Source organism: Streptomyces sp. NPDC002690 (genome assembly GCF_053592415.1).
This window is the reverse complement of sequence record NZ_JBSFVR010000100.1, coordinates 1-22423: the sequence shown is the minus strand read 5'-3', so window position 1 is coordinate 22423 and position 22423 is coordinate 1. Positions and strand designations below refer to the sequence as shown.

Sequence of the window (22423 nt, the reverse complement as noted above, 5' to 3'; positions counted from 1 at the left end):
CCATCGAGGAGCGGCCGGTCCAGTTCACCTGGGCGCGTACGTGCACGAGGTCGCCGACCCGGACCGGCTCCAGGACGCAGGAACTCCCGCAGTCGTGGCAGCGTGCCGTTTCGCTGCTGGCCGGAGCGGGTGCCGATCTCGGGCCCGTGGTGCCGGCGGGTCCGGAGGAGACCGCCGAGGTCAGGGCTCGGGGGGAAGCGGTACTCGCGGACGTGGAGCGGATGGTCGGACAGGTGGCGGCTGCCATCGACGGTGACGACCTGCGGCGGGCGAGGGTACTGGCGGCGGAATTCGCGGCTCTCCGGCCCGCGCGGGCGCGCCTCGCGGGTGGTGCTCCGGGCGATTCACCGGCGGCGGACCGGGGAACGGCGTGGACTTGGGCTCCGGGACATGGTCATGGAATCCCGGTGGAGGCGGTGACGCAGGGGACGGAAGAAGCCGCGGCGGCCGTCGCGCTGGTGGGGTACCAACTCGTGAACGTGGAGGGCGACGGGGACTGCCTGTACAACGCGTTCAGTTTCGCGGCGAATCTGCGGGACGAGCACGGTCACCTCAGACCGGCCTCCTGGGTGCGGCAGTACCTCGTCGCCCGGCTCGGCGCCCCGACCCCCGGACTGCTGGACGCGTTGTTCGACGTGGGCGTGGGAACGGCCCGGGAACTGGCGGACCTCGCCCGCGTGATCGACACCCCGGGGATGTGGAACCACGCGCACGGGGACGTCGTGCCCTTCCTGCTGGCACGGGAGTTCGAGGTGGCGCTGGAGTACTTCCCCTACCAGCCCGGCCGTGATCCCGGCGATTGGGAGGTACTGGGCGAGGAAGATCACCGACTGGTGAGCATGGTCCGTCTCAACCCGGGCCCGAACCTGGAGCACTGGGCCGCGGCGACGCCTATGGTCATGCCCACGGCCGCTCCTGGCCCGAACGACGCCGGGCCGTCCCGCCAGTCCTCCGCGGGCCGCGAACCGGACCGTCGTCGAGCCGGCGGTCTGTTCGGTACCCCCGAGACCTCGCTGCCGGACCTGTCCACCGGTGACCGATCGGGTCCGCGCGGCCTCGCCCTGCCCTCGGGCACCGACGTGGCGCCGGTTCAGCTTCCGGGTACGTCCACCGTCGCCGGGCCCGCCGGCCGCACCGGCGAGCCGCGTCGGCCGTCCGTGATCGATGTCGACTCCCCCTTGCAGCAGTCGCTGTACGCCTTGGGCGACTGGGCCCGGCACCCCTGGCACGAACGGGCCGACCTGCCGCAATTCGGGTTCCGGCGTGCCGGCACCCGGAACCTCAAGCCGGAACAGGAGGGAGCCCTCTTCACGGCCTTGAGAACGGTCCCCGCCGACACCACGGTCGGCGATGTCCTGCGACGGGTCCACGCCACCTACGGGATCGTCCTGCACGCGTGGGACGCGCTGAGCCTGCATCACCGCTACCAGCGGCGCTACGGTCCCGCCGACGTGGGGCGCCAGGGGCGCGCGCCCGTCGTGCTGCCGTCCGAGGAGTTGCTGGCCGGGGTGGACGAGGACGAGCGCAGGCTCGCGCGGGCCGTCGCAGACGTCCTGGTGGAACGCGACGGAGCGGTCGGGAACTGGCACCGGGGCGTCGAGCTCTCCGGCGGACGGAGGCGCTCCCTCCGCCACTGGGTCGGCGAGGTCCGTAACGGGCGCCTGCCGATCGGCGCGGGAACGCTGAGCTATCTGCGGGAACTCCCCTTCTTCTCGGAGGCGCATCTGACCCGCGTGCGGGTGCGTGCGGAGGTGGTGCCGGTCGTGCCGCCCTCGGAGGAGTTGCTGGACGGGGTGCCGGAGGTCGAGCGGAGGTTCGCGCTCGCCGTCGCCGAGTACGTCGTGCGGAGAGGGAGCAGTACGGGTATCACCAACTGGCATCACGTCATCGAGACGTCGGACGGACAGACCCGGGCGTTTCCATACTTGGTGGACGCGGTCCGCAACGGGCGTCTGGCGATCAGTGCGGGCACGATGCGCCATCTGTCGGCGCTGCCCTTCTTCTCCGATACCCATCTGACGCGGGTGCGGGTGCGTGCCGAGGCTCCCCCGGTCGTGTCCCCGGCCGCCTCCCCGGCCCCGCCGCCGCGGGCCGTGGTCCTGCCGTCCGAGGAGCTGTTGGACGGGGTGCCCGAGGACGAGCGGCGGTTCGCGTCGGCCGTCGGGTCGTACATCGCGGACAGGGGGGACGGCCGGGGGGTCGGCAACTCCCGTAGGGAGGTGGTGCTGTCCGACGGGCAGACCCGGACCCTCGGATACCTGGCCGGCAGGGTACGTGACGGCCACCTGGAGATCGCCGAAGGGACGATGCGCTATCTGTCGGCGCTGCCTTTCTTCTCGGAGGCGCAACTGACCCAGGTGCGCGTGCGTGCGGAGGCGCCGCCGGTCGTGACGCCTCCGGAGGAGTGGTTGGACGGGGTGCCGGAGGTCGAGCAGAGGTTCGCGCTCGCCGTCGCGGAGTACGTCGCGGCGCGAGGGGACAGCGCGGGTATCACCAACTGGCAACGGGCCATCGAGACGCCGACCGGCGAGACCCGGTCGATGCGCTACCTCGTGGACGCGGTCCGCAACGGGCGTCTGATGATCAGTGCGGGCACGATGCGCTATCTGTCGGCACTGCCCTTCTTCTCCCAGGCACACCTTGCCAAGGTGCGGGTGCGTGCGGAGGTGCCTGCGGCGGCTCCGCCGGCCGCGCGGCCGAGGGCCGTGGTGCTGCCGTCCGAGGAGTTGTTGGCCGGGGTGCCCGAGGACGAGCGGAGGATCGCGCTGGCCGTCGCGTCGTACGTCGCGGACAGGGGGGACGCCAGGGGAGTCGGCAACTGGCGTCAGGAGCTGACGTTGTCCGACGGGCAGACGCGAGCCGTCGGGTATCTCGTCACCAGGATTCGAGACGGGCATGTGGGGATCAGCGCGGGAACGCTGAGCTATTTGCGTGCTCTGTCCGTCTTCTCCGAGGCGCACCTGACGCGGGTGCGGTTGCGTGAGGAAGCGGTGGTTCCGCCGGCCCTGGAACGAACGCCCGTGGCCCTGCTCCACGACGTGCCGGACGAGGAGCGCAGGTCCGCGCTGGCTGCCGCGCAGTACCTGGCGGACCATCGCGGAGCTCGTGACATCACCGTCACCGACCGGCGCATCGCGTTGGCCGGCGGGCGGTCCAGACTGCTCCGCTCGTGGGCCGACGAGGTGAGGAACGGCCGACGTCCCATCGGCGCGGGCACCATGAACTACCTGCGGCAGCTGGGCTTTTTCACGGAAGCGCACCTGACGAAGGTGAAGGTGCGCCAGGAGACAGCCGTGCCGGGGCAGGTCCCGGCAGCGGGCCGGGAGGAGACGGATGCCGAGGAGCGGACCGCCCGGACCGGTGCTTTTCCGGCCTTCTCGGCGCGCCTCGGTGACTGGCGCATGCCGGGCGGCGGCAGCGGCCGGGGGCAGGGCCCGGGGCCGTCCGGGCCGTCCGCACCGCCTACTTCCTACGACCCGCAGGTGGTCGCGGGGGTGGGGTCGGTCCCCCAATGGCAGTGGATCAGCCAGGGGGTGGTCCGGCGGGGAGCGGACTACCGCGTGACGGGACAGGGCCGCAGGCCGGTACCCATCACCCGTCTCATCGCCGATCGGCACGGCTGGAACACCGGGAGGGCCCCCGCCGCCGTTTCCGCCGACGTCCCGGCGGGGGTGGTTCCCTGGAACGGGTCGCCGGCAGCGCCGTTCTTCATCGCGGCCCACCGGGCCCCCGGCGGCGTGGACGTTCCCACGATGGACGGCATGCGCACGATGAGCGTCGAGCAGTTCGCCGACCACGTCGCGGAGGTGACCCGAGCGGTGCATCCGGGTGGCCCGATCGTGCTGCTCGTCGCATACGCCGCCGCCGACGGCGAGTACCTTCCCCGGATGGTCGCGGCCCGGACCGGCCGCACCGTGTGGGCGACGGACGGCTCGCTCGCGCTCCGTCCCGAGCGGACGGACCCCCGCCTCGGCGGGAGCGCTCCGGCCACGTGGATCGTCCTGTCGCGGGCAGACGAGGCCGCGGCATGGCCCCGCTGGCTTCCCAGCAGCCCGGCCATGCTGGCCCGAAACACGGACGGGGAACCTCAGCACGAGGTCCACACCGCCCAGGGGACGCTGCCGGCTTCCGAGCTGTCCAGCCGCACCCTTGTCGACGAGCGGGGCACCCACCTGGGCCGGGCCATGTTCGACGCCGCCGACTGGGCCGCCCGCAGCAGCAGCTCCATGGCCATGGGGCGGCAGACCACCTGGGCGGTCGGTCACCCTCTCGGAGGCACGCACCTCGCCCCGGTCGAGAACGCGCACAGCTTCCCGCTCCCCTGGGCGGGCGCCGGCAGGCCGACCCCCTACTTCTTCGCCGCTCACGGCTTTCCCAACACAGTCCTCGCACAGGACATCTGGCAGCGAGGCCGTCCCCTCGACGGTGAGGCAGTCGGCCACGTGCTGAGACGAAGGCCCAGCCTTCAGTTCGACCAGAGCCGAGAAATCGTTCTCTTCGTGTGCTTCGGCGCTTCTCCGGCAGCGGACGGGAGAAGCACCGCTCAGCAGGTCGCCGACATCACCGGCCGGACCGTGCACGCGGCCGACGGCATCGTCGCATTCGACTCCGTCGAAGAAGAGAGCCTCGTCGAGAGCGGCAGCTCCTGGTACACCTTCCGCCCCGGGCGCCGGCCGCAGGCCACGCCCTACCAGCAGCCCGTCTCCCGGCGTCAGCAGTACTCCGCGGCTCCCACCATGGGCCGCTACTTCACCGACCGGCCGGACGCGGACGGCGGGGAGCCCTCGCCGACGCTGCCGTCCAAGGTCGACGACGGCAGTGGCACCTCGGCCCAGTGGAACCTGGCCCGGTCCATGCCCCCCACCGTGCCGCCGGACATCGGCGTCCCGCTCGGCGTCGGCACAGCGTCCGACCTCGCGCCGCGCGCCGTGTCGACGCCGAGCGTGCCGCCGGTGTCCCCGGCGGGGACCACAGCCCCTCTCACCGGTTCGGCAGCCCTGCGGATCCTGGAACCCGAGGACGGGCAGCAGGGTCTCGTGCTTCTGGTCCGGGAGGCGGACGGGCCCGCCGCTCTGAGCTTCTCGGCGGACATGACGCTGGCCGTCGGCGTCGACGGCACGTTCCAGTCGGCCTACGCGACCGCCGAAGCGATCGAGCGGAGCAACGCCGCGATGGCGGCGGCGGGCAGCGGTGTCCGTCTGCGGCGGGACGAGAACCACCACACCGACGTGCCCTCCGCCGAGGCGTCCGGTCCGGTTCGGCTGTACCGCGTCACGCCGGTGCTGCCGGGCCGGCCGGAGGCAGACGCGCATGGACTCACCTCGTTGGTGCTCGGCGGACACCCGGACCGGCTCGTCTTCCGCGACCGGAACCAGGGCACGGCGACCGCCGGCCTCACCGGCCGGCCGGACGGGGTCCACCGGCTGCTGTCGGAGCTGCTCGACGACGTCGACCGGGGCCGCCACGGACCGGTGTACCCGGACGCGCCGGCGGCGGCGGAGGCGGCGGGTGACACGACCGGCCCCGGACCGTGGCAGGACACCGAGGCCCTCGCCGGCCGTTACGGCACTCACCTCGAGCGGAACCGCGGAGTCGTCACCGAGGTGATGAACGGCATCGGGGGGAATACGGGCGCCCTGGCGCGGGTGGGCGAGGGTTACGTGACGCACTCCCTTACCGAGCCGGACTCGCCGTACTATGCCTCCGTCGTCCTGGCCAGCGAGGACGGCCGTCACCAGGTGACGCTGGAGACCGCCCCGCGCACGGTCGGGCGGAGGGACCTGCTGACCGATGTGGTCTGGCGCACCCTGCGGCGTCACCCGGGGGACCGGCTTTCGGCGTGGCTGTCGTCCGCCGACGGGAAGCGAACCGACTCCATGCCTCCCGGGGAGGCGGAGGCCGTCGAGGCGGAGGTGACGGTCGTCCGCCACCTGATCGAACTCCGGGCGAAATTGGACTCGGTGACCGGACGGACCGGCGTGGACGCGGACCCGGAGTCGATGACGTCGCGCATGCGCCGGCTGACCAGGGACGCGGAGTCGGAGGCGGTCGACGCCCTCGACGTCATGCTGCGGCATCTCGGTCTGCCGGACGAGGCGGACAGGTGGCGCCTGCGTCTGGTCGGCTCCGGTGACGGCGAGACCTTCCACGACGTCCTCGTACGGGAGCGTGGGTCCTCCCTCGCCTTCACCACTGTGGTGGCGAGGGCGGCGAACCGTGCCCTCGACGTCCCGCCCCCGTTCCTCATCGGCGACGGCAGCCCGGAACAGCTGGCCGCCGTCGCCGAACGGGAGGCAGCCCTCATCCCCTCGCCCGCCCGCCTCGGCGACCTCGGGGAGCATCACGAACTGGGGCCGTTCGGCGACGACTTCCTGGCCGACACCAGGCGCGATCTCGACCTCTGGCTCCAGCTGGCCGGCACGGAGCGGCGGCGGGCGACAGACCCGGCCGGAGAGGGTGGCGGCAAGGACGCCCAGCGATTCCGCTCCCGCACCGGGCACATCACCCGGGCACGCCGGGAGGCGGAACAGCGGGCCACCGCTCCGTTGGGCGACGCCTTCCTGGACAGCCCCTCGTCCCAGCTGCTGCAGGCCGCCGCGGACCGCAGGGCGTGGTCCCACGACCTGCGTCTGGCCTTGTCGAAGCTGGCGGAGACAGACGGTTCGAGCGTCGCCCTCGCGCGGTTCGTCGGGGTGCTGGACAGTCAGGTGGCGCACCTGGGGCAGCGGTTGCGCGAGCGCGACGGCGGGGCGAGCGGCGGGCCGGACCCGCGCGTGGAGTGGATACTCGACAGGACCGGCGACGACCTCGCGGAGTCCGCGCACCGCATGCGCGGACTCGCCTGGGCGATGGGGCAGATGGCGTCCCGGGCCGCGCAGGCCCGGACCGGCAAGGACGACTCGGAGGCATACGACTCGGTCGTCCACGGCACGGACACCGACGCCCCGGACCCTTCCGCATCCGCCGCTCAGGAGTCCCGCGGCGCCTCCCCGGCGCACCCCGACCGGGACCTGCTGAAGTGGCGGCAGGCACAGGACGAGGTACTGACCGCGTCGCAGGTGCTGATGGCGCTGGCCGGCCGGGACCGGTCATGGAGCAGGACCGGGCCGGAGGCCCGACGGGAACTGATCGCGGCTGAACTGTCCACGCAGCGGCTGCGGCCCTCCATGACGGAAGCGGCACTGCACCGGCTGGCCCACCTCAACCAGCGGTGGGGCACGTCCTACCGCCTCGACGAGGACCACGCGCCCGAGCTGCTGCGCACCCTGCACACGCATCTGGCCTCCCCGTCCATGACCGCGGTGACGAACGTCCAGCGCGAGGACTTCCGGGTGCTGCTGTCCGATCAGCAGACGGCACCGAGCGTCTCGCTCGCCGCTCGGCTCCGCGCGATCACAGCGGTCCCCGCCGCATTGGTGTCGGCCGCCCGGCAGCGCGCGGGAGGCTCGCCCCACAGCGGCTACGCGATCCACTGGAAGCACGACGCGCGGGGGAACGCCCTCCACACCCCCGTGCCGCCGCCGGAGGATGGCGTCGACGACGACGGCGTCCCCGGCGACTTCTGGTCCGCCGGCACCATGTCGTCCCTGCACGCGCTGGTGGTCCGGGGCGACGAGGCGGCGGTACGCCTAGCCTTGGCGGAGGCGACCGACTACGCCCACGACCCGGAGCTGCGGCGGGAGCACCGAAGCGGCCGGCACGCCACGTCCGCCCACTTCGGGGTGCTGCTGCCCGGACACCTGAGCTGGCAGGACGTGGACCATGTGGTGTTCCCGCACTGGGACGAAACGACGCGAAAGCTGGCGGAGACGCTGACCGCCCGCCTGCCCGCGGTCACCGCGGCCATGGGCGGTCTGCGGGGAGTGAGCGTCCAGACACCGCCTCCCCTCGTCTCACGGGGCACGCCCGAGCCCGTGCACACACAGCTGCGGACCAAAGACGACTCCGTGGCCCTCGACTACGTCCCCGCGACCAAGCGGGCCGCGGACGCGATGGAGAACCTGGTGGGGGAGCGGGTCTACCTCACGAGCCGCGTACGAGGACCCCTGTCCGACCTGGACGGCGAGGAGGCGGCGCCCTGGTCGCCTTCGCTGGATCCGGGCGAGCGCCCGGTGTTCGTGCGAGCCGACCGCGGCCGCAGGCCGGGGCAGACGCTCGTGCAGTTCGACAACGGCGTCACACGAGACCTGTCCGCCGAGGAGTTCGCCGCCAGGGTGGCCGACGATCTCCCGCCGGACACCCCGCCCGGACCCGTCGTCCTGCTCGTTCCCTACGGTGGCGCGGGGCATCTGGAGATGCCACGCCTGCTGGCGGCACGGACCGACCGGGCTGTGTGGGCGTTCACCGCCGATCTGGAGGTGCTGCCGGGCCCCGGCGAGGAGACCGAGGCGGTGGCCTTCTTCCAGGGCCACACCGGGAACCGGCGGGGCATGTGGGTGCTCAGCCTCCCGGACGACCTGCGGGCCGCCGCACTGCGAAACTCCGCGCCGGCGGACGTGATCGTCACCTCCGCGGGACGCGTGGTCCCGGACACGTTCGTGGCGACCACCACCATTCCGGACGCCCGTACGTTCCGGCCCCTGGGCCGTTCCTCCCACGGGCCGAGGTTCCAGCACGAGGTGCAACTGGACCAGACCAAGTTCGCTCGATCCACCGAGTACCAGGCCGGGGCTCCGGGGGTGGGCGCCGTCGGGAAGAGGCGCAGGCTGCCCTGGACCGTCGGCGGTGGCAACCGCGCCGCGAGCACGTACTTCTGGGACTCCCACTCGAACGGGGACTCGTTCGAGATCACCGTGGACGGCGGGAGCAAGGACTCTCTGACAGCCCCCGAGCTGACCGCGTACCTGCGCCGTCGCCCCAGTCTCCGTTCCATGGACGTGGTCCTCGTCGCCTGTAAGGCGGGCGATTCGAAGGGTGGAGCTCCGGCGACGGCCCAGCGAATCGCCGACACGCTCGGTCGGAAGGTCTACGCCGGCAACACCAAGGTCAACGGGGTGGAGCTGGTCGATGTACGGAACGACGACCGGGAGGCGGGATGGCTCACCTTCGTGCCGCGCGGGCAGGTCAGCCAGTCGCGGGTGGCACGGATGTCGGCACCGAGCGGCCCTCCGCCCGGTCTCCCCCTTCCCTCTCTTCCGCCGGTTCCGGGTTCTCGTCCGCCTGGTCCTCCTGTGGGTGGTCTTCCGCCGGTTCCGGGTTCTCGTCCGCCTGGTCCTCCCGTGGGTCCTCTTCCCCCCGTGCCCGGCGGGAGGCCCAGCACCACCGCCGCCTCCGCCCACGCCGAGGGCGGAAGCCCGGCATGGCCGGACACCTCACGGCCGGCCAGGAGCGCGCGGGACGCGGACGCACGCCTCGACCGGGTGACACCCGAAGCCGATGAGGAGACCCCCGCGGAGGGGCAGGCAGGGTTGGCGACCTCGCCCGAGTAGGTGTCGCGCACGTCGGCGGCTCAGTCGGCGAGGACCGTCGTGGCCCGTGACGCCGCTCGATTCGAGGGCAAGGAACGTGCCGTGCCGCCGGCGGACGCCGTCGCCGATCCGGCAGACTCGGCCCAGGAAGTCGCCGACGCGACCGGGCTGACGGTGTTCGGAGCCGACGGGGCGACCACGGGAAAGTTCGTGATCGACTCCCCCGAGAGCGAGAACCGCATCGCGCGGTGGTACACGTTCCGTCCCGGAGTCCACGCCACGCAGGAACCCACGGCGCCCGTCCCGGCATCGGCCGACGGTCCCGCCCGTGACTGAGCGAGGCGGAGCGGTTCTTCCGGATGCGGGGCGAGTCCGCCCGGGGCATGTTCCCCGACGAGTTGTATGTGTGAGCATTGCAGACACCTGAGCATGTGTCGTGGGGCACACAGACGAACGCCCGGGCACCTGTCGCATCGTCCCGAAGGGCCGGCAACCGCATGACTGACGCAATCCAGACCGAGAACGAGGCCGGAACGGAGAACGAGACGGAGTCCGGAAGGGAAGCGCCGGAGACCGCGGCGCCCGCTGACCAGGACCCGTTGTCCGAGGTCCCGCGGGGCATACAGGAAGCCGCCCGGCTCGCTCCCGACCACTGGTTCGGCATGGTCGACCCCGCCTGGCACGGAGAAGACGCACCACCCGACTGGGCGGTGGTCGGCCGGTACCGGTCCGACGCCGACGGAACGGTGGTGGAGTGGGTGTACAACGACGCCTACCGGCCCTCCCCGAGTGCCAATGGCTGGCCGGAGCCCACTGATCCGATCGACGAGGCGATGCAACTCGCTGCCACCGGGTACGGCCCCGAGGACGAGGTCTTCCGTCTGCTGGCCGATGCCGAGGTCGGTGTTCTGGTCGCTCCCGACGCCGGACTCGTGACAGCGTGCAGTCCGGACGGAGGTCCGGTCGTGCCGGTCTTCACCTCGGAGGCACAACTCCGGGCGGGTGGCCGCTACGCGGCGCGTGCGGTCGCCGTCCAGGACCTCCTCCGTGACCTCGACGACGACCTCCTGCTGTACGTGAACCCGGCGGCGGCGGTGAGCATGTCCGTCGCACCCGCACAACTGGCGACGGCGGACCTGCCGGTCACCGACGAGCCGTCCACGGCGCGTCCCACCCCTTCGGGCGACTCCGAATCCGCAGGACCCGGCGGTGCCGACGCCGACGGGGACCTGCGGCCGATGAGAACGTCTCCGCTACCGGTGCCCGGTACAGGACCCGGCACGCGGCCGGATTCCGACGAACGGGAGCCCGCGTCGGAGCCCGCCTCGGAGCCGGAAGCCGAGCCGGAAGCCGAGCCGGAAGCCGAGCCCGACTCCGAGCCCGACCCCGAGCCCGACTCCGAGCCCGACCCCGAGGACGGGGCAGCCTCCCCGCCTCTCGCCCCGACGTTCACCGCGCCGGACGCCACTCCCGGAGCTGGAGGCGAGCCGGACGCGGAGCAGGGTGGGGAGCGGCCCGTCGGCCGGGCCGACCTTTCCGCGGAGGACTATCTCTTCAGCGTCCTGGGAGGTGGGACCGGCTGACACGGGGTGCTGCGGCCGGGAGGCCAGGTGTGTCGCTCGCCGAAACATTGGTGTGCTCACAAGGTTTCTGCGGCAGGCGGTACACGGGGACCTTCAGCACGACGGTACTGTCCCGGGCGTGGTTCGAGAGGAGCGCCGTCCGCCCGGAAGCGGGGATACACGGGACTGTCGGAACACACCCTGGTGCCGCGTCGGTTTGCCCCGTCGCGACGCCCGGTACGCACTCTCGCCGCACCGGCCGAAAGCCCGAGTACGTCCAGTACGGGGGCTTCCGGCCGGCACACCGGGAGCACGCACCCGACGTCGCTCCTCGACGGGCAAACCTTGGCTGACGCGGCACTAGAATTGACGACCGAACACCTGAAGCGCGTTGCGAAAATGACGCCGTCCGCCCGGAGGGCGGGTCCGGTAGCGGGCGCGGACACAGCCCGGGTCGGCCCGCCCGAGGTGTCGCTTCAGAGCGTCGTACCCACGTGTCACACCGACCTCACCGGAAAGGTGTCATGACGACTTCCCGATCCAATGACTCTCCCGACGAGTCCGCCGCCGTCGCGGCCGTCGCCCCGGAGGGCGGCGGCGAAGCCCAGCGGGAGGCGGAGCCCGCCGCAGCGGCGGCGGAGCGCATCCTGACCTCGGCACCGCCGCCCGGCCGCTACGCCGTGCCGCCCGCACTGGCCGACCCGGAGGCCGAACCCGAAGTACCCGAGCACCGGGAGGAGGGCCCGGAGACAGCGGAAGCGGAACGCGAAGCGACTTCCGAGTCCCTCGGCGTATCCGCGAGCGCCGCCGGTCTTGCGGCGAAGGCAGCCGGGCCGGAAGCGGATGCCGCTGGTTCCGCGAAGTCGGCGGCGGAGCCGCCCGCAGAGGCAGAGGCCGCGGAGAGAGCCACAGCCGAGTCGGCCGCAAAGGGGGCCGCGGAGGCGGCGGCCGATCAGCGGGCAGCCTCCACGGCCGACAGCTCCGCCGTCGCCGACGACACGTCCGGGGGATCCGACGATGCCGCCAGGACTGCGGCGAAGACCGCTCCCGGCCGGCCGCACAAGAGCCTTCTGGCCGGCGCGGCCATCGTGGGCGCACTGCTGATCTCCGTACCGTTCCTGGTCAGTGGCGGTGACGGCGACGACGCCCAGTCGTCCGCGAAGCCGGGTGCCACCCCGGGAACGATGCTGGAAGGCTTGGCCGTGGGGGCGGTCCCCGGCGTGGTCGGCTCGAAGTCCCCGTCGCCGCACGCGTCCACGGGGAAGGGAGGCACACAGCCCAAGGTCATCACCACCACCGGCCCGGACGGCAAGCCCATCACCGTGACGGTGACGCCGAAGGCGGGTTCGTCGGACGACGGGAAGAAGCCTTCTGGAGGAACGAAACCGGCTTCCGCGCAGACGGGGCCGGGCAAGACCTCGGCCGGTTCCGGAAGCGGCTCCGGCGGCACGTCCGGCCAGACTTCCTCGAACACGAACACGAACACGAACACGAACACGAGCTCCGGTTCGAGTTCCAGCTCCGGATCCGGTACCTCCGGTTCGACGTCGAACAACACGACCCAGTCGACTCAGAGCAGCGCCTTCACCGGTGGTGTGCAGATCTACGGGTACGCCTCCAACCGCTGCATAGGCGTCGCCAACAGCCCGAACGCACCGACCGGCTCCAAGCTCGTGATCTGGGACTGTTACAACGAGTCCTACCAGAGGTGGAAGTTCGTCGACGGCACCGTGCGGTCCGAGGGCAAATGCATGAACGTCGCCGGGGGAGCCACGAACAACGGCGCCGGCATCAACTGGACGACGTGCAACGGCTCCAAGGCCCAGCAGTTCCGCCTGAACTCGTCCCACGACCTGACCAACCCGCAGTCCGGCAACAAGTGCGTGGACGTCCGGGACGAGTCGACCGCGAACGGCGCGACACTCCAGCTGTGGACGTGCGGAGGAACTCCCAACCAGAAGTGGGGTACGCGCACTCCGTGACGCGGCACGCCACGTCGAGCCGCGCAGGGTGCCCGCACGCCACAGAGGTGCGGGCACCCTCGGTTCCACGGGCCGGCAGGGTCCCCGGCGCAGCCCGTACGCCCGGGTGACGGACTGTCGCCACCTTCTCGGCGGCGCCGCCGACGCAGATCCGAATCGCGGACCCGGGCGCGGACCGCAGCCGCGAACCCCGTACGGGAGCCCGGCTCGGGGCCCGTCCGGAAGCCCCGCTCAGAAGCCCCGGAAGACGCCGTCCTCCTCGGCGGCGTCGACGAACTCCTCCCAGTCCATGTTGGCGAGGGAGATGTTGTTCTCGACGGACCACAGTTCCGACGCGATCACCCTCAGCTCGTCGAACCCCGGCACCGAGCCGCCGTCCCCTTCCGCCGTCGCGTCTCCGGCGTCCTGCCCGTTGTCCTCGTCCTCGTCCTCGTCGACGCCCGTGTACACGGCCAGCAGCGGCATCTCCGCCCCGGTCATGGCTTCGCGGTCCGCGAGGATCAACAGGTCGTCCTCCGCCGGCGCCAGGGCGACGATCTGTTCGGCGGTCAGGTCGCGGTAGGCGGGGTCGTCCACGATGTGCAGCATCGCGAGGAAGTCGTCGTCCTCGTCGGCAGGGGTGGTGACCGCGGTGCGCAGGTCCTGCCAGGCCGCCTCGTCGGCGAAGTCGGTACGGATCAGCAGCGTGGCCTCGCTCTGCGGCAGGTCCTTCATGGCGCGAACTCCAGGTGTGTGGCCGGGCGGTGGCCGGGCTGTCGCGCCCGGCACACATGGCCCGCGTATGTTAGCGAAGACCGTGCCGCCGTGTGTGTCCCCGGGCAGGAGCACGGGTTGCAGTCGTCCGACCGAGACACCTGACCTGCTCCGCCGCCGGAGAGACAGTCATTCGACGGATGTGTGCGCTTTTGCCTTGTCCGAGACTGAAGAGGCGCCCCCCGCCCGTCAAGGACGGCACTCGGCGGCTCCGATACGACGCCGGGGCCCGCGTCACCGGCCGCGCTCTCCTCAGACGAAAGGCAACCCGCATGACCACCTTCGCCGACCACGTCATCGCCTCTCTCAAGGCGTCGGGCGTGCGCCGCCTGTACGGCCTGCCCGGTGACTCCCTCAACGGTCTGACCGACTCCATCCGCCGGGACGACGACGTCGACTGGGTCCACGTACGGCACGAGGAGAGCGCCGCCCTCGCTGCCGCCGCCGAGGCCGGGCTGACCGGTGAGCTGAACGTCTGCGTCGGAAGCTGCGGCCCCGGCAACCTGCACCTGATCAACGGACTCTTCGACGCCCAGCGCAGCCGGGTTCCGGTGCTCGCGATCGCCGCCCAGATCCCGGGCGCGGAGATCGGCTCCGGCTACTTCCAGGAGACCCGCCCGCAGGAGCTGTTCGCCGACTGCAGCGTCTACGCCGAGGTCGTCACCAGCCCCGAGTTCGGGCCGCGCATCCTGGAGACGGCCATGCGGGCGGCGGTCGAGCGCAGGGGAGTGGCGGTCGTGGTCGTTCCCGGTGAGATCTTCCTGGGCAAGGTCGACCGCGACCTGGCCCCCACCGTCGTGCGTCCGGCGAAAACCGTCGTCCGTCCCGACGACAGCGCCCTGCGCGAGGCCGCCGCCCTGCTGAACGGCGGAAAGCGCGTCACGATCCTGGCCGGCGCGGGCACCGCCGGAGCCCACGACGACCTGGTCCGGCTCGCCGAGACCCTCAAGGCGCCCGTCGTGCACGCCCTGCGCGGCAAGGAGTACGTCGAGTACGACAACCCCTACGACGTGGGACTCACCGGCCTGCTCGGATTCGCCTCCGGCTACAAGGCGATCGAGGAGGCCGACACCCTGCTCATGCTGGGCACCGACTTCCCCTATCGCCAGTTCTACCCGCAGGGCGCGAAGGTGATCCAGCTCGACATCCGCGGTGAGCAGATCGGCCGGCGCACCCACGTCGACCTGCCGCTGGTCGGCAGCGTGCGCGACACCCTGCCCGCGCTGCTGCCCCTGCTGGCGGCCAAGACGGAGCGGGCCCATCTCGACGAAGCCCTCGCGCACTACGCCCGTACCCGCAAGTCGCTGGACGCGCTCGCGGTCAACGACCGCGAGCGTACGCCCATCCACCCGCAGTTCGTCGCGAGCACACTCGACAGGCTGGCCGACCGGGACGCCGTCTTCACCGTCGACGTCGGCTCCCCCGTGGTCTGGGCGGCCCGCTATCTGACCTTCAACGGACACCGGCGACTGCTCGGCTCCTTCAACCACGGCACCATGGCCTGCGCCCTTCCGCAGGCGGTGGGCGCGCAGGCGGCGTACCCGGGCCGCCAGGTGGTCTCGCTGTCGGGCGACGGGGGGCTCACTATGCTGCTGGGAGAGCTCTTCACGCTCCGCCAGAACGGCCTGCCCGCCAAGATCGTCGTCTTCAACAACGGCTCCCTGAACTTCGTGGAGCTGGAGATGAAGGCAGCGGGAATCGTCAACTACGCCACTGAGCTGGACAATCCGCAGCTCGCCGAGGTCGCGGCGGCGATCGGGTTGTGGGCCCGCCGGGTCGAGCGGCCCGGCGACCTGGAGGACGCGCTCAAGGAAGCCTTCGCCCACGACGGCCCGGCGCTGGTCGAGGTGATGACGGCCCGACAGGAGCTGTCCGTGCCTCCGGCGATCACGATGGAGCAGGCGAAGGGGTTCACCCTCTACGCGATCCGCACGATCCTCTCCGGACGGGGCGGCGAACTCCTGGACCTGGTGTCCACAAACGTGGCCCGACGCATCCTGCGCTGACCACCGACGCGAGAGATGTATCTCGGGCCAATGAGAATATGTGTGTCGCAGAACATCTTGTCTGGAACAACCAACGATCTCATAGTTGCCTAAAGCTACGACAATTGGAGACATGTGTGGCCGAGCAAGCTCAGTACGAGGAGCTGATGCGGCAGTTGAGCGCCGTCGGATGCGTACGGCGGGAGCTGGGCCGAGGCCTTCCGGACGGCTGCTCCAGCGCCTCCGCCACGGTACTGGCCCTGCTCGGCCGGGAGGGCGACATGCGCATGAGCAGGCTCGCGGAGCTGCTCGCCGTCGACATGTCGGTCACCAGCCGCCATGTCGCCCACTTGGCCGCGCTGGGCTGGATCGACCGCAGCCCCGATCCGGTCGACAGGCGTTCACGCCTTCTGAACCTGACCCCGCTGGGCCGGGTCCGCCTCGCCGAACAGTCGGAGAGCACCGCCCGGATGCTCGCCCAGCGGCTGAGCGACTGGAGCGACGAGGACGTCCGCCGGCTGACCCGGCTCATGGCCCGGCTCCGCGCGAGCTTCGACGACGCACGCGGTGACGAGCCCGCGTGCACCGAGCCGCCGCAGAGCACCCTCTCCCCCCGAACACCCGCAGTCACCACGTAAGGAAAGAAATCCATGACCACCACCCCGCAAGTCGGTGTGCGGGCCTCCGCCCCGCACGGCGCAGGATCTCCCCACACGCCGATGACGCACCCGCAGATCATGCGCGCGCTCTCGGGACTCCTGCTCGGCCTGTTCTGCGCCATCCTCTCCTCGACCGTCGTCACCAACGCCCTGCCGAGGATCATCAACGACCTCGGCGGCGGCCAGTCCGCGTACACCTGGGTCGTCACCTCCTCCCTGCTGGCGGTCACCGCCTCCACACCTCTGTGGGGCAAGCTCGCCGACCAGTTCAGCAAGAAGATCCTGGTCCAGTCGGCCCTGGTCGTCTACGTCGTCGGTTCTCTGATCGCGGGCCTGGCGCCGAACACCGCGACGCTCATCACCGCCCGCGTCATCCAGGGCCTGGGCGGTGGCGGTCTGTCAGCACTGGCGCAGGTCGTGCTGGCCGCCATGATCTCTCCGCGCGAGCGCGGCCGGTACTCGGGCTACCTGGGCGCCGTTTTCGCCGTGGCCACCGTCGGCGGCCCGCTGCTCGGCGGTGTCATCACCGACACCTCGTGGCTCGGCTGGCGCTGGTGCCTGTTCGTCGGCATCCCCTTCGCGATCGTCGCCCTGGTCGTGCTCCAGCGGACGCTGAACCTGCCGGTGACCAAGCGCGCGGTCAAGGTCGACTGGGCCGGCGCGCTGTTCGTCACCGCCGCCGTCTGCACCCTGCTGCTCTGGGTCACCTTCGCGGACGACAAGTACGACTGGCTGTCCTGGCAGACGTACACGCTCGTCGGGGTCTCCGCCGTGCTGACGCTGATCTTCCTGTTCGTCGAGACGAAGGCCGCCGAGCCGATCATCCCGCTGCGGCTCTTCCGCAACCCCACCATCAGCCTCGCGTCGGTCGCCTCCCTCTTCGTCGGCGTCGCGCTCTTCGCGGGCACCGTCTTCTTCAGCCAGTACTTCCAGCTCGCGCGCGGTGACTCCCCGACCAGGTCGGGCCTGATGACGATCCCGTTCATCGCGGGCCTGTTCGTCTCCTCCACGGTCTCCGGCCGTGTCATCACCACCACCGGCAAGTGGAAGGGCTGGCTGCTGTGCGGCGGTGTCCTGCTGACGGCGGGTCTGGCCCTGCTGGGCATGCTGCGCTACGACACCTCGTACCTGTACATCGCCTGCTGCATGACGCTGATGGGCCTCGGCGTCGGCATGACGCTCCAGAACCTGGTGCTGTGCACGCAGAACCAGGTCTCCCCGGCCGACCTGGGCGCGGCCTCCTCCACGGTGACCTTCTTCCGTTCGCTCGGTGGCGCGGTGGGCGTCTCGGTGCTCGGCTCGGTCCTCACCACCCGGATCGGCCACTACGCCCGCGAGACCATCACCCGGCTCAGCCCCGAGGACCGGGCGACGGCCGCCAAGAGCTCCGGCAGCGGCCAACTCCCCGACCTCGCGGTTCTGCCCGCTCCGGTCCGCACCTGGCTGGAGAGCGCCTACGGCCACGGAATCGGCGACATCTTCACCTACGTCGCCCCCGTCGCGCTGATCGCCTTCCTGGTCACGCTCTTCATCAAGGAGGTCCCGCTGCGTGCCGCCAGCGGCCTGGACCAGGCGGCGCAGGTGGCGATGCAGGACGCGGAGGCCCTCGCAGGGGCGCCGATACCGGCCGAGGCCGTCGACGCCGTCGCGCAGGCCGCGGGACAGGAGGTCCGGGGCCGCATCCACGCCGCCGGGAGTGCACCCGTCCCGCAGGGCGAGGTCGTGCTGACCTCCGTGGAAGGACGCGAGCTGAGCCGCACGGAGGTCCGGGCCGACGGTTCCTACACCGTGGACGCCCCCGGCAGCGGCCGGTACGTCCTGATCACCTCCGCCGAGGGTTACCCGCCCCAGACGGCGACGATCGAGGTGGACCAGGAAGCCCTCGTCCACGACGTCCGGCTGACGGCACCTACGGGCTGACGGCACCTACGGGCTGACGGCACGTCGGCTTGCGGCAGGTGATCGCGGACAGCGGCGCGGGCACGGCGTCCACTTCGGACGGGGGACGCCGTGCCGTCGCCCTCCGCCGTACCCCCTGGCCGGGCCGGAGGCGGCGAACCCGGGGAATCCCTACTGGCCGAGGTGGCGCAGGACCGCCAGTACCCGCCGGTGCCGGCCGGACGCCGACTGGCTCAGGCCGAGCTTCATGAAGATGCCGGTGACGTGCCGCTCCACGGCCGCCACGCTCACGAAGAGCTGTTCGGAGATGCCCGAGTTGGAGTGGCCCTCGGCCATCAGCGCCAGGACCTGTCGTTCCTTCGGCGTCAGCCTGGCCAGCGGGTCTTCGGGCCGCTTGCGCCCCAGCAGCGCCGAGATGACGTCCGGGTCGAGGGCCGAGTCCCGGGCCACGACCCGTTCGACGGCGTCGATGAGGAGCTGGGGACTGGCCACCTTCTCCTTCAACAGGTAGCCCACCCCGCTGGGATCGTCCCCGACCAGGTCGAGGGCGTAGGAGGCGTCCAGGAACTGCGACAGGACGATGACGGCGGTACCCGGCCGTACCGCACGGATCTTCCGCACGGCGTCCAGGCCGTCCGTCTCCAGATGCGGCGGCATCCGGATGTCCGTGATGACCACGTCGGGGCGGTGCTCGTCGGCGGCCCGCACGAGGTCGACCGCGTTGTCGACGGCGGCGATCACGTCGATGCCCGCGCTGCGAAGTATGGCCGCGATGCCCTCGCGCATGATCGGCTGGTCTTCTCCGAGCACCGCTCGAAGTGGTTCCTTCATGGCGGCATCCTAAGGGCTGTCCCCACATGTGCGTGCGGATACATGACGAGTGGTGCGGGTGTGCGCCGGGCTCCCCGGGGCGACACCTGCCGCGCGGGAGTCCCGCGCGGGACTCCCGCGCAGGCCCCCGTAGGGCGGACGCACCACGGCCGGAGCGCGCCCCGCACATCCGCCTGGTCAGAGGGCCGGAGCCCGGCCCGATGTGGGGCGAACCCTACGGAGGAGTGGGGGAGCCCCCAGGAAGGGCGAGGGAACACACGACAGACCATGGTCCGGCCTCGTCCCAGACTGGTCGCTCGGACCGGGTGCATTACCCGTCCCGGTCTCCCGCAGCCCGGCGTGGGACACGCTCCGGGCAGAGCCCCACCACGAACGAGCGCCACCACCGGGCACCTCGGGTCGGTCGACCCGCAGTGACCGGCATCCCGGAGCGCGCCACGGCACCACCGAGAGCGCCCCGGTCCGGGGCGGCACACCGACCACACGGGTTCCCCCGCCGGTTGACCGGCCGAACCTCTAGGAGGCAACCATGACGAAGTGCCATCTCTCCCTGGAGATCACCCACTGGGTGACGTCCGATCTCGACCTCGACCTGAAGTGCGAGTTCTCCTACGACACGAGTGACCCGCTGGCCGTCACGCTGAACCTCGACACCGAGGGCCCACGGCCGGTGCGGTGGGTCTTCTGCCGGGATCTCCTGGCCGACGGCATGGCCGCCCGGCGTGGGGAGGGTTCGGTCGTGCTGTGGCCGCTGCTGGACGGCGACGACGAACGTTTCTCGTCGTTCTGCGTGCGGGTGGGCGCCGGAGACCGTACGGCACTCTTCGAGATCCCCGTCGAGCCGGTCTGCCGGTGGCTCGCCAGCACCTGGGCCCTGGTGCCGCGCGGCACCGAACTGGACGGCGTGGACTGGGACGAACTGGTTCAGCTGACGGACTGAAGGCAGGAGGCGACGGTCTGAACCGCTCCCTTTCGGCCACGCCGGGAAATGCGGTGCCGTCCGGATGCGACACCTCTGCGGACCTGTACATGTCCGTGCACCCCAGCGGGTACGCATGCATGACGTGTGTGCCGGTGCACATGTACCGCAGGTTTACGACCGGTGAATGTGTGCGATGTGGAGGGTGAGCGCGGGACCGGTCCGTCGGCAGGAGAGGCCCCGCGTCCGAGGTACGTACCGACGCGGCAGCGATCGGCCACACCAGGGGGCGGCGTTGGCGGAACGGAACACCACCGGAACAGATGTGCGGCCCGAGTTCCTCGCGCCGCGGCTCGTGGGCCGGGAGCGGGAGACAGCGGCGCTGGAGACGGCGCTCGGACAGCCGGCGGTCGTCCTCGTCGAAGGCGAGGCAGGCATCGGCAAGACCCGTCTGGTCCGGGAGTTCCTCGCCACCAGGACCGGGCACCGCGGCCGTACCCTGGTCGGCGCCTGCCCCGAACTGCGCGTGCCGTACACCCTCGGCGCCGTCGTCGACGCGGTGCGCGACGGCGTGCGCGACATCGCCGGACTGGGGCTCAGCGGGCTCGGCGGCGCCCTGCGGCCGGTGTTCCCCGAGTGGGCGGCAGACCTGCCACCGGCGCCGGAGCCGCTGGAGGACGCCACGGCGGCCCGGCACCGGCTGTTCCGCGCCTTCGTGGAAATACTCGGCCGGCTCGACGTGACCGTCCTGGTACTCGAGGACGTGCACTGGGCGGACGAGGCGACCCTGGAGTTCCTGCTCTTCCTGGTCTCGCGTCACCCCCAGCCGGTGAGCCTGGTGGTGACGTACAGACGTGACGAGGTGCCGCCCGGCTCACTGCTGCCGCGGCTGTCGTCCCGGCTGCCCGCCGACGCGCACCTGGCCAGGATCGTCCTCGGCCCGCTCGACGTGACCGGGACCGCCGCGCTGGTCTCCTCGATGCTGGCGGACGAATCCGTCTCGGAGGAGTTCGCAAAGTTCCTGCACGCCAGGACCGACGGCATCCCGCTGGCGGTCGAGGAGTCGGTGCGGCTGATGCGGGACCGGGCCGACCTGGTCCGGCAGAACGGCGGATGGGCCCGCCGCCGACTGGACCGCATCGACGTACCGCCCACCGTCCGCGACGCCGTGCTGGAACGCGTGCGGCGGCTCGGACCCGAGGTCCGGACCCTCCTGTATGCCGTGTCGGCACTGGCTTCTCCCGCCGACCACGTCACGCTGCGGGAGGTGACCGGCCTGCCCGAGGAACGGTTCGGCGTGCTGGCCGAGGACGCACTGGGTTCCGGACTCCTGCGCGAGAACCGGCTCGGACAGTGGTCGTTCCGCCATCCACTCGCCGATCACGCCGTGTACGAGGCGATCCCGCCCCAGGAAAGACGCGCCCTGCACCTGCGGGCCGGCCGGGCCCTCCAGAGAACCGAGCCGACGCCGGTGGCCCAACTGGCCCGCCACTTCCGGCTGGCGGGCGAGGCCGCCCTGGCGATCCGGTACACCGAGCGGGCCGCCGACCTCTGCGTCCAGGCGGGGGACGTGACCACCGCCGCGCTGCTGCTGCACAGCCTGGTCACCACGGCCGTCCTGCCGACGGACCGCCTGGTGCACCTCGTGGCGAAGATCCAGTTCCAGGCGCTTCCCGGCTCCGACCCGTACACCCTGGTCGTCGCCCCGCTCCGGGCGGCCCTCGGAGCCGGACCTCTGGCGCCGGACCTGGAAGCGGCGGTGCGCTTCCAGACCGGCCGGGTCCTCATGACAGCGGGTGAGTTCGAGGCGGGCCGGCTGGAGATCCTGGCGGCCCTGCCCCACCTCGCGCCGCACTCGTCGGAGGCGGCGCGCGCCCGTGTCCTGCTCGCGCTGCCGCTGGGCAAGGCACGGCCCGCCGCGGAACACCTGCGCTGGCTGCGGGAAGCACCCGTACAGACGCCTTCCACCCTGCCGCACGAGCGACTGCGCCAGTCCGCCGAGCGGGCCTTCGCCCTTCTCACGCTCGGCGAGGAGGCGGGCTGGGAGGCGGCCCGGCAGATCCCGGACGACGCGTCGGGCCCCCGGGAGGCGGCCATCGTCGCGGTCGGTCACACCAACGTGGGTGAGGAGGCGATGCGCTGGGGACGGTACGGCGAAGCCCAGGTCCGCCTGGCCCGTTCCCTGGCGCTCGCCGAGAAGCACGAACTCCCCGAGTACCTCGACAGCATCGCCTCCTCCCAGGCCCACCTCGACTGGTTCACCGGCACGTGGACGGGGCTCGACGACCGGGTGGCACGCCTGGCCGCCGACGACCACGGGGTGCGGCTGAACTCTTCCCGTACGCGGACCGGTTCCGGTACGACGACGGCGGCTACCGGCCGGTGCAGTCGGCCTCGGCTTTCGAGCCGCTGGCGACGAAGGACTA

General features: G+C 71.7%; 10 protein-coding genes and 2 pseudogenes. 9 read left to right on the top strand and 3 right to left on the bottom strand.

Features of this window, described 5'->3' with window-relative positions:
* Window positions 1-247, bottom strand: a pseudogene (locus ACWD3D_RS15395) (hypothetical protein); the annotation flags it as partial.
* 169 nt (window positions 248-416) lie between these two features.
* Between ACWD3D_RS15395 and ACWD3D_RS15390 the strand changes: the two are divergent.
* The 4 genes from ACWD3D_RS15390 to ACWD3D_RS15375 all read left to right on the top strand — a co-directional run bounded on the left by ACWD3D_RS15390 (window position 417) and on the right by ACWD3D_RS15375 (window position 12951).
* Window positions 417-9428, top strand: a complete 9012-nt coding sequence (locus ACWD3D_RS15390) for a hypothetical protein (protein ID WP_451461369.1) — start codon at window positions 417-419, stop codon at window positions 9426-9428.
* A 39-nt stretch (window positions 9429-9467) separates the two neighbouring features.
* Entirely contained in the window at window positions 9468-9743 is a 276-nt protein-coding gene (locus ACWD3D_RS15385) for a hypothetical protein (protein WP_451461368.1), read from the top strand.
* A gap of 161 nt (window positions 9744-9904) precedes the next feature.
* On the top strand, window positions 9905-10990 hold the full coding sequence (locus tag ACWD3D_RS15380; protein WP_451461367.1) for a type VII secretion system-associated protein: 1086 nt from the start codon (window positions 9905-9907) through the stop codon (window positions 10988-10990).
* A gap of 503 nt (window positions 10991-11493) precedes the next feature.
* Window positions 11494-12951, top strand: coding sequence for a ricin-type beta-trefoil lectin domain protein (locus tag ACWD3D_RS15375; protein WP_451461366.1), 1458 nt, complete (start codon window positions 11494-11496; stop codon window positions 12949-12951).
* Window positions 12952-13182: 231 nt separating this feature from the next.
* Here the strand turns inward: ACWD3D_RS15375 and ACWD3D_RS15370 are convergent, their stop codons facing one another.
* Window positions 13183-13665, bottom strand: coding sequence for a DUF6924 domain-containing protein (locus ACWD3D_RS15370; protein ID WP_451461365.1), 483 nt, complete (start codon window positions 13663-13665; stop codon window positions 13183-13185).
* A 311-nt stretch (window positions 13666-13976) separates the two neighbouring features.
* On the opposite strand from ACWD3D_RS15370, the gene poxB reads away from it, so the two are divergent.
* The 3 genes from poxB (at window position 13977) to ACWD3D_RS15355 (ending at window position 18268) form a co-directional block, all read left to right on the top strand.
* Window positions 13977-15710: a ubiquinone-dependent pyruvate dehydrogenase gene (gene poxB, locus ACWD3D_RS15365; RefSeq protein WP_451461364.1), complete on the top strand. Its 1734-nt coding sequence runs from the start codon at window positions 13977-13979 to the stop codon at window positions 15708-15710.
* 116 nt (window positions 15711-15826) lie between these two features.
* On the top strand, window positions 15827-16327 hold the full coding sequence (locus ACWD3D_RS15360; RefSeq protein ID WP_451461363.1) for a MarR family winged helix-turn-helix transcriptional regulator: 501 nt from the start codon (window positions 15827-15829) through the stop codon (window positions 16325-16327).
* Between the two features lie 12 nt (window positions 16328-16339).
* Window positions 16340-18268, top strand: a complete 1929-nt coding sequence (locus ACWD3D_RS15355) for an MFS transporter (RefSeq protein ID WP_451461362.1) — start codon at window positions 16340-16342, stop codon at window positions 18266-18268.
* Between the two features lie 150 nt (window positions 18269-18418).
* Here ACWD3D_RS15355 and ACWD3D_RS15350 read toward each other — a convergent pair whose 3' ends face one another.
* On the bottom strand, window positions 18419-19078 hold the full coding sequence (locus ACWD3D_RS15350; RefSeq protein WP_451461361.1) for a response regulator transcription factor: 660 nt from the start codon (window positions 19076-19078) through the stop codon (window positions 18419-18421).
* A 529-nt stretch (window positions 19079-19607) separates the two neighbouring features.
* Between ACWD3D_RS15350 and ACWD3D_RS15345 the strand changes: the two genes are divergently transcribed.
* Both ACWD3D_RS15345 and ACWD3D_RS15340 read left to right on the top strand, forming a co-directional pair.
* Window positions 19608-20018 (top strand): SsgA family sporulation/cell division regulator, encoded by a 411-nt coding sequence (locus tag ACWD3D_RS15345; protein WP_451461360.1) that lies wholly within the window; start codon window positions 19608-19610, stop codon window positions 20016-20018.
* A gap of 166 nt (window positions 20019-20184) precedes the next feature.
* Window positions 20185-20790: pseudogene (locus tag ACWD3D_RS15340) on the top strand (ATP-binding protein); the annotation flags it as partial.
* Window positions 20791-22423: the final 1633 nt, after the last annotated feature.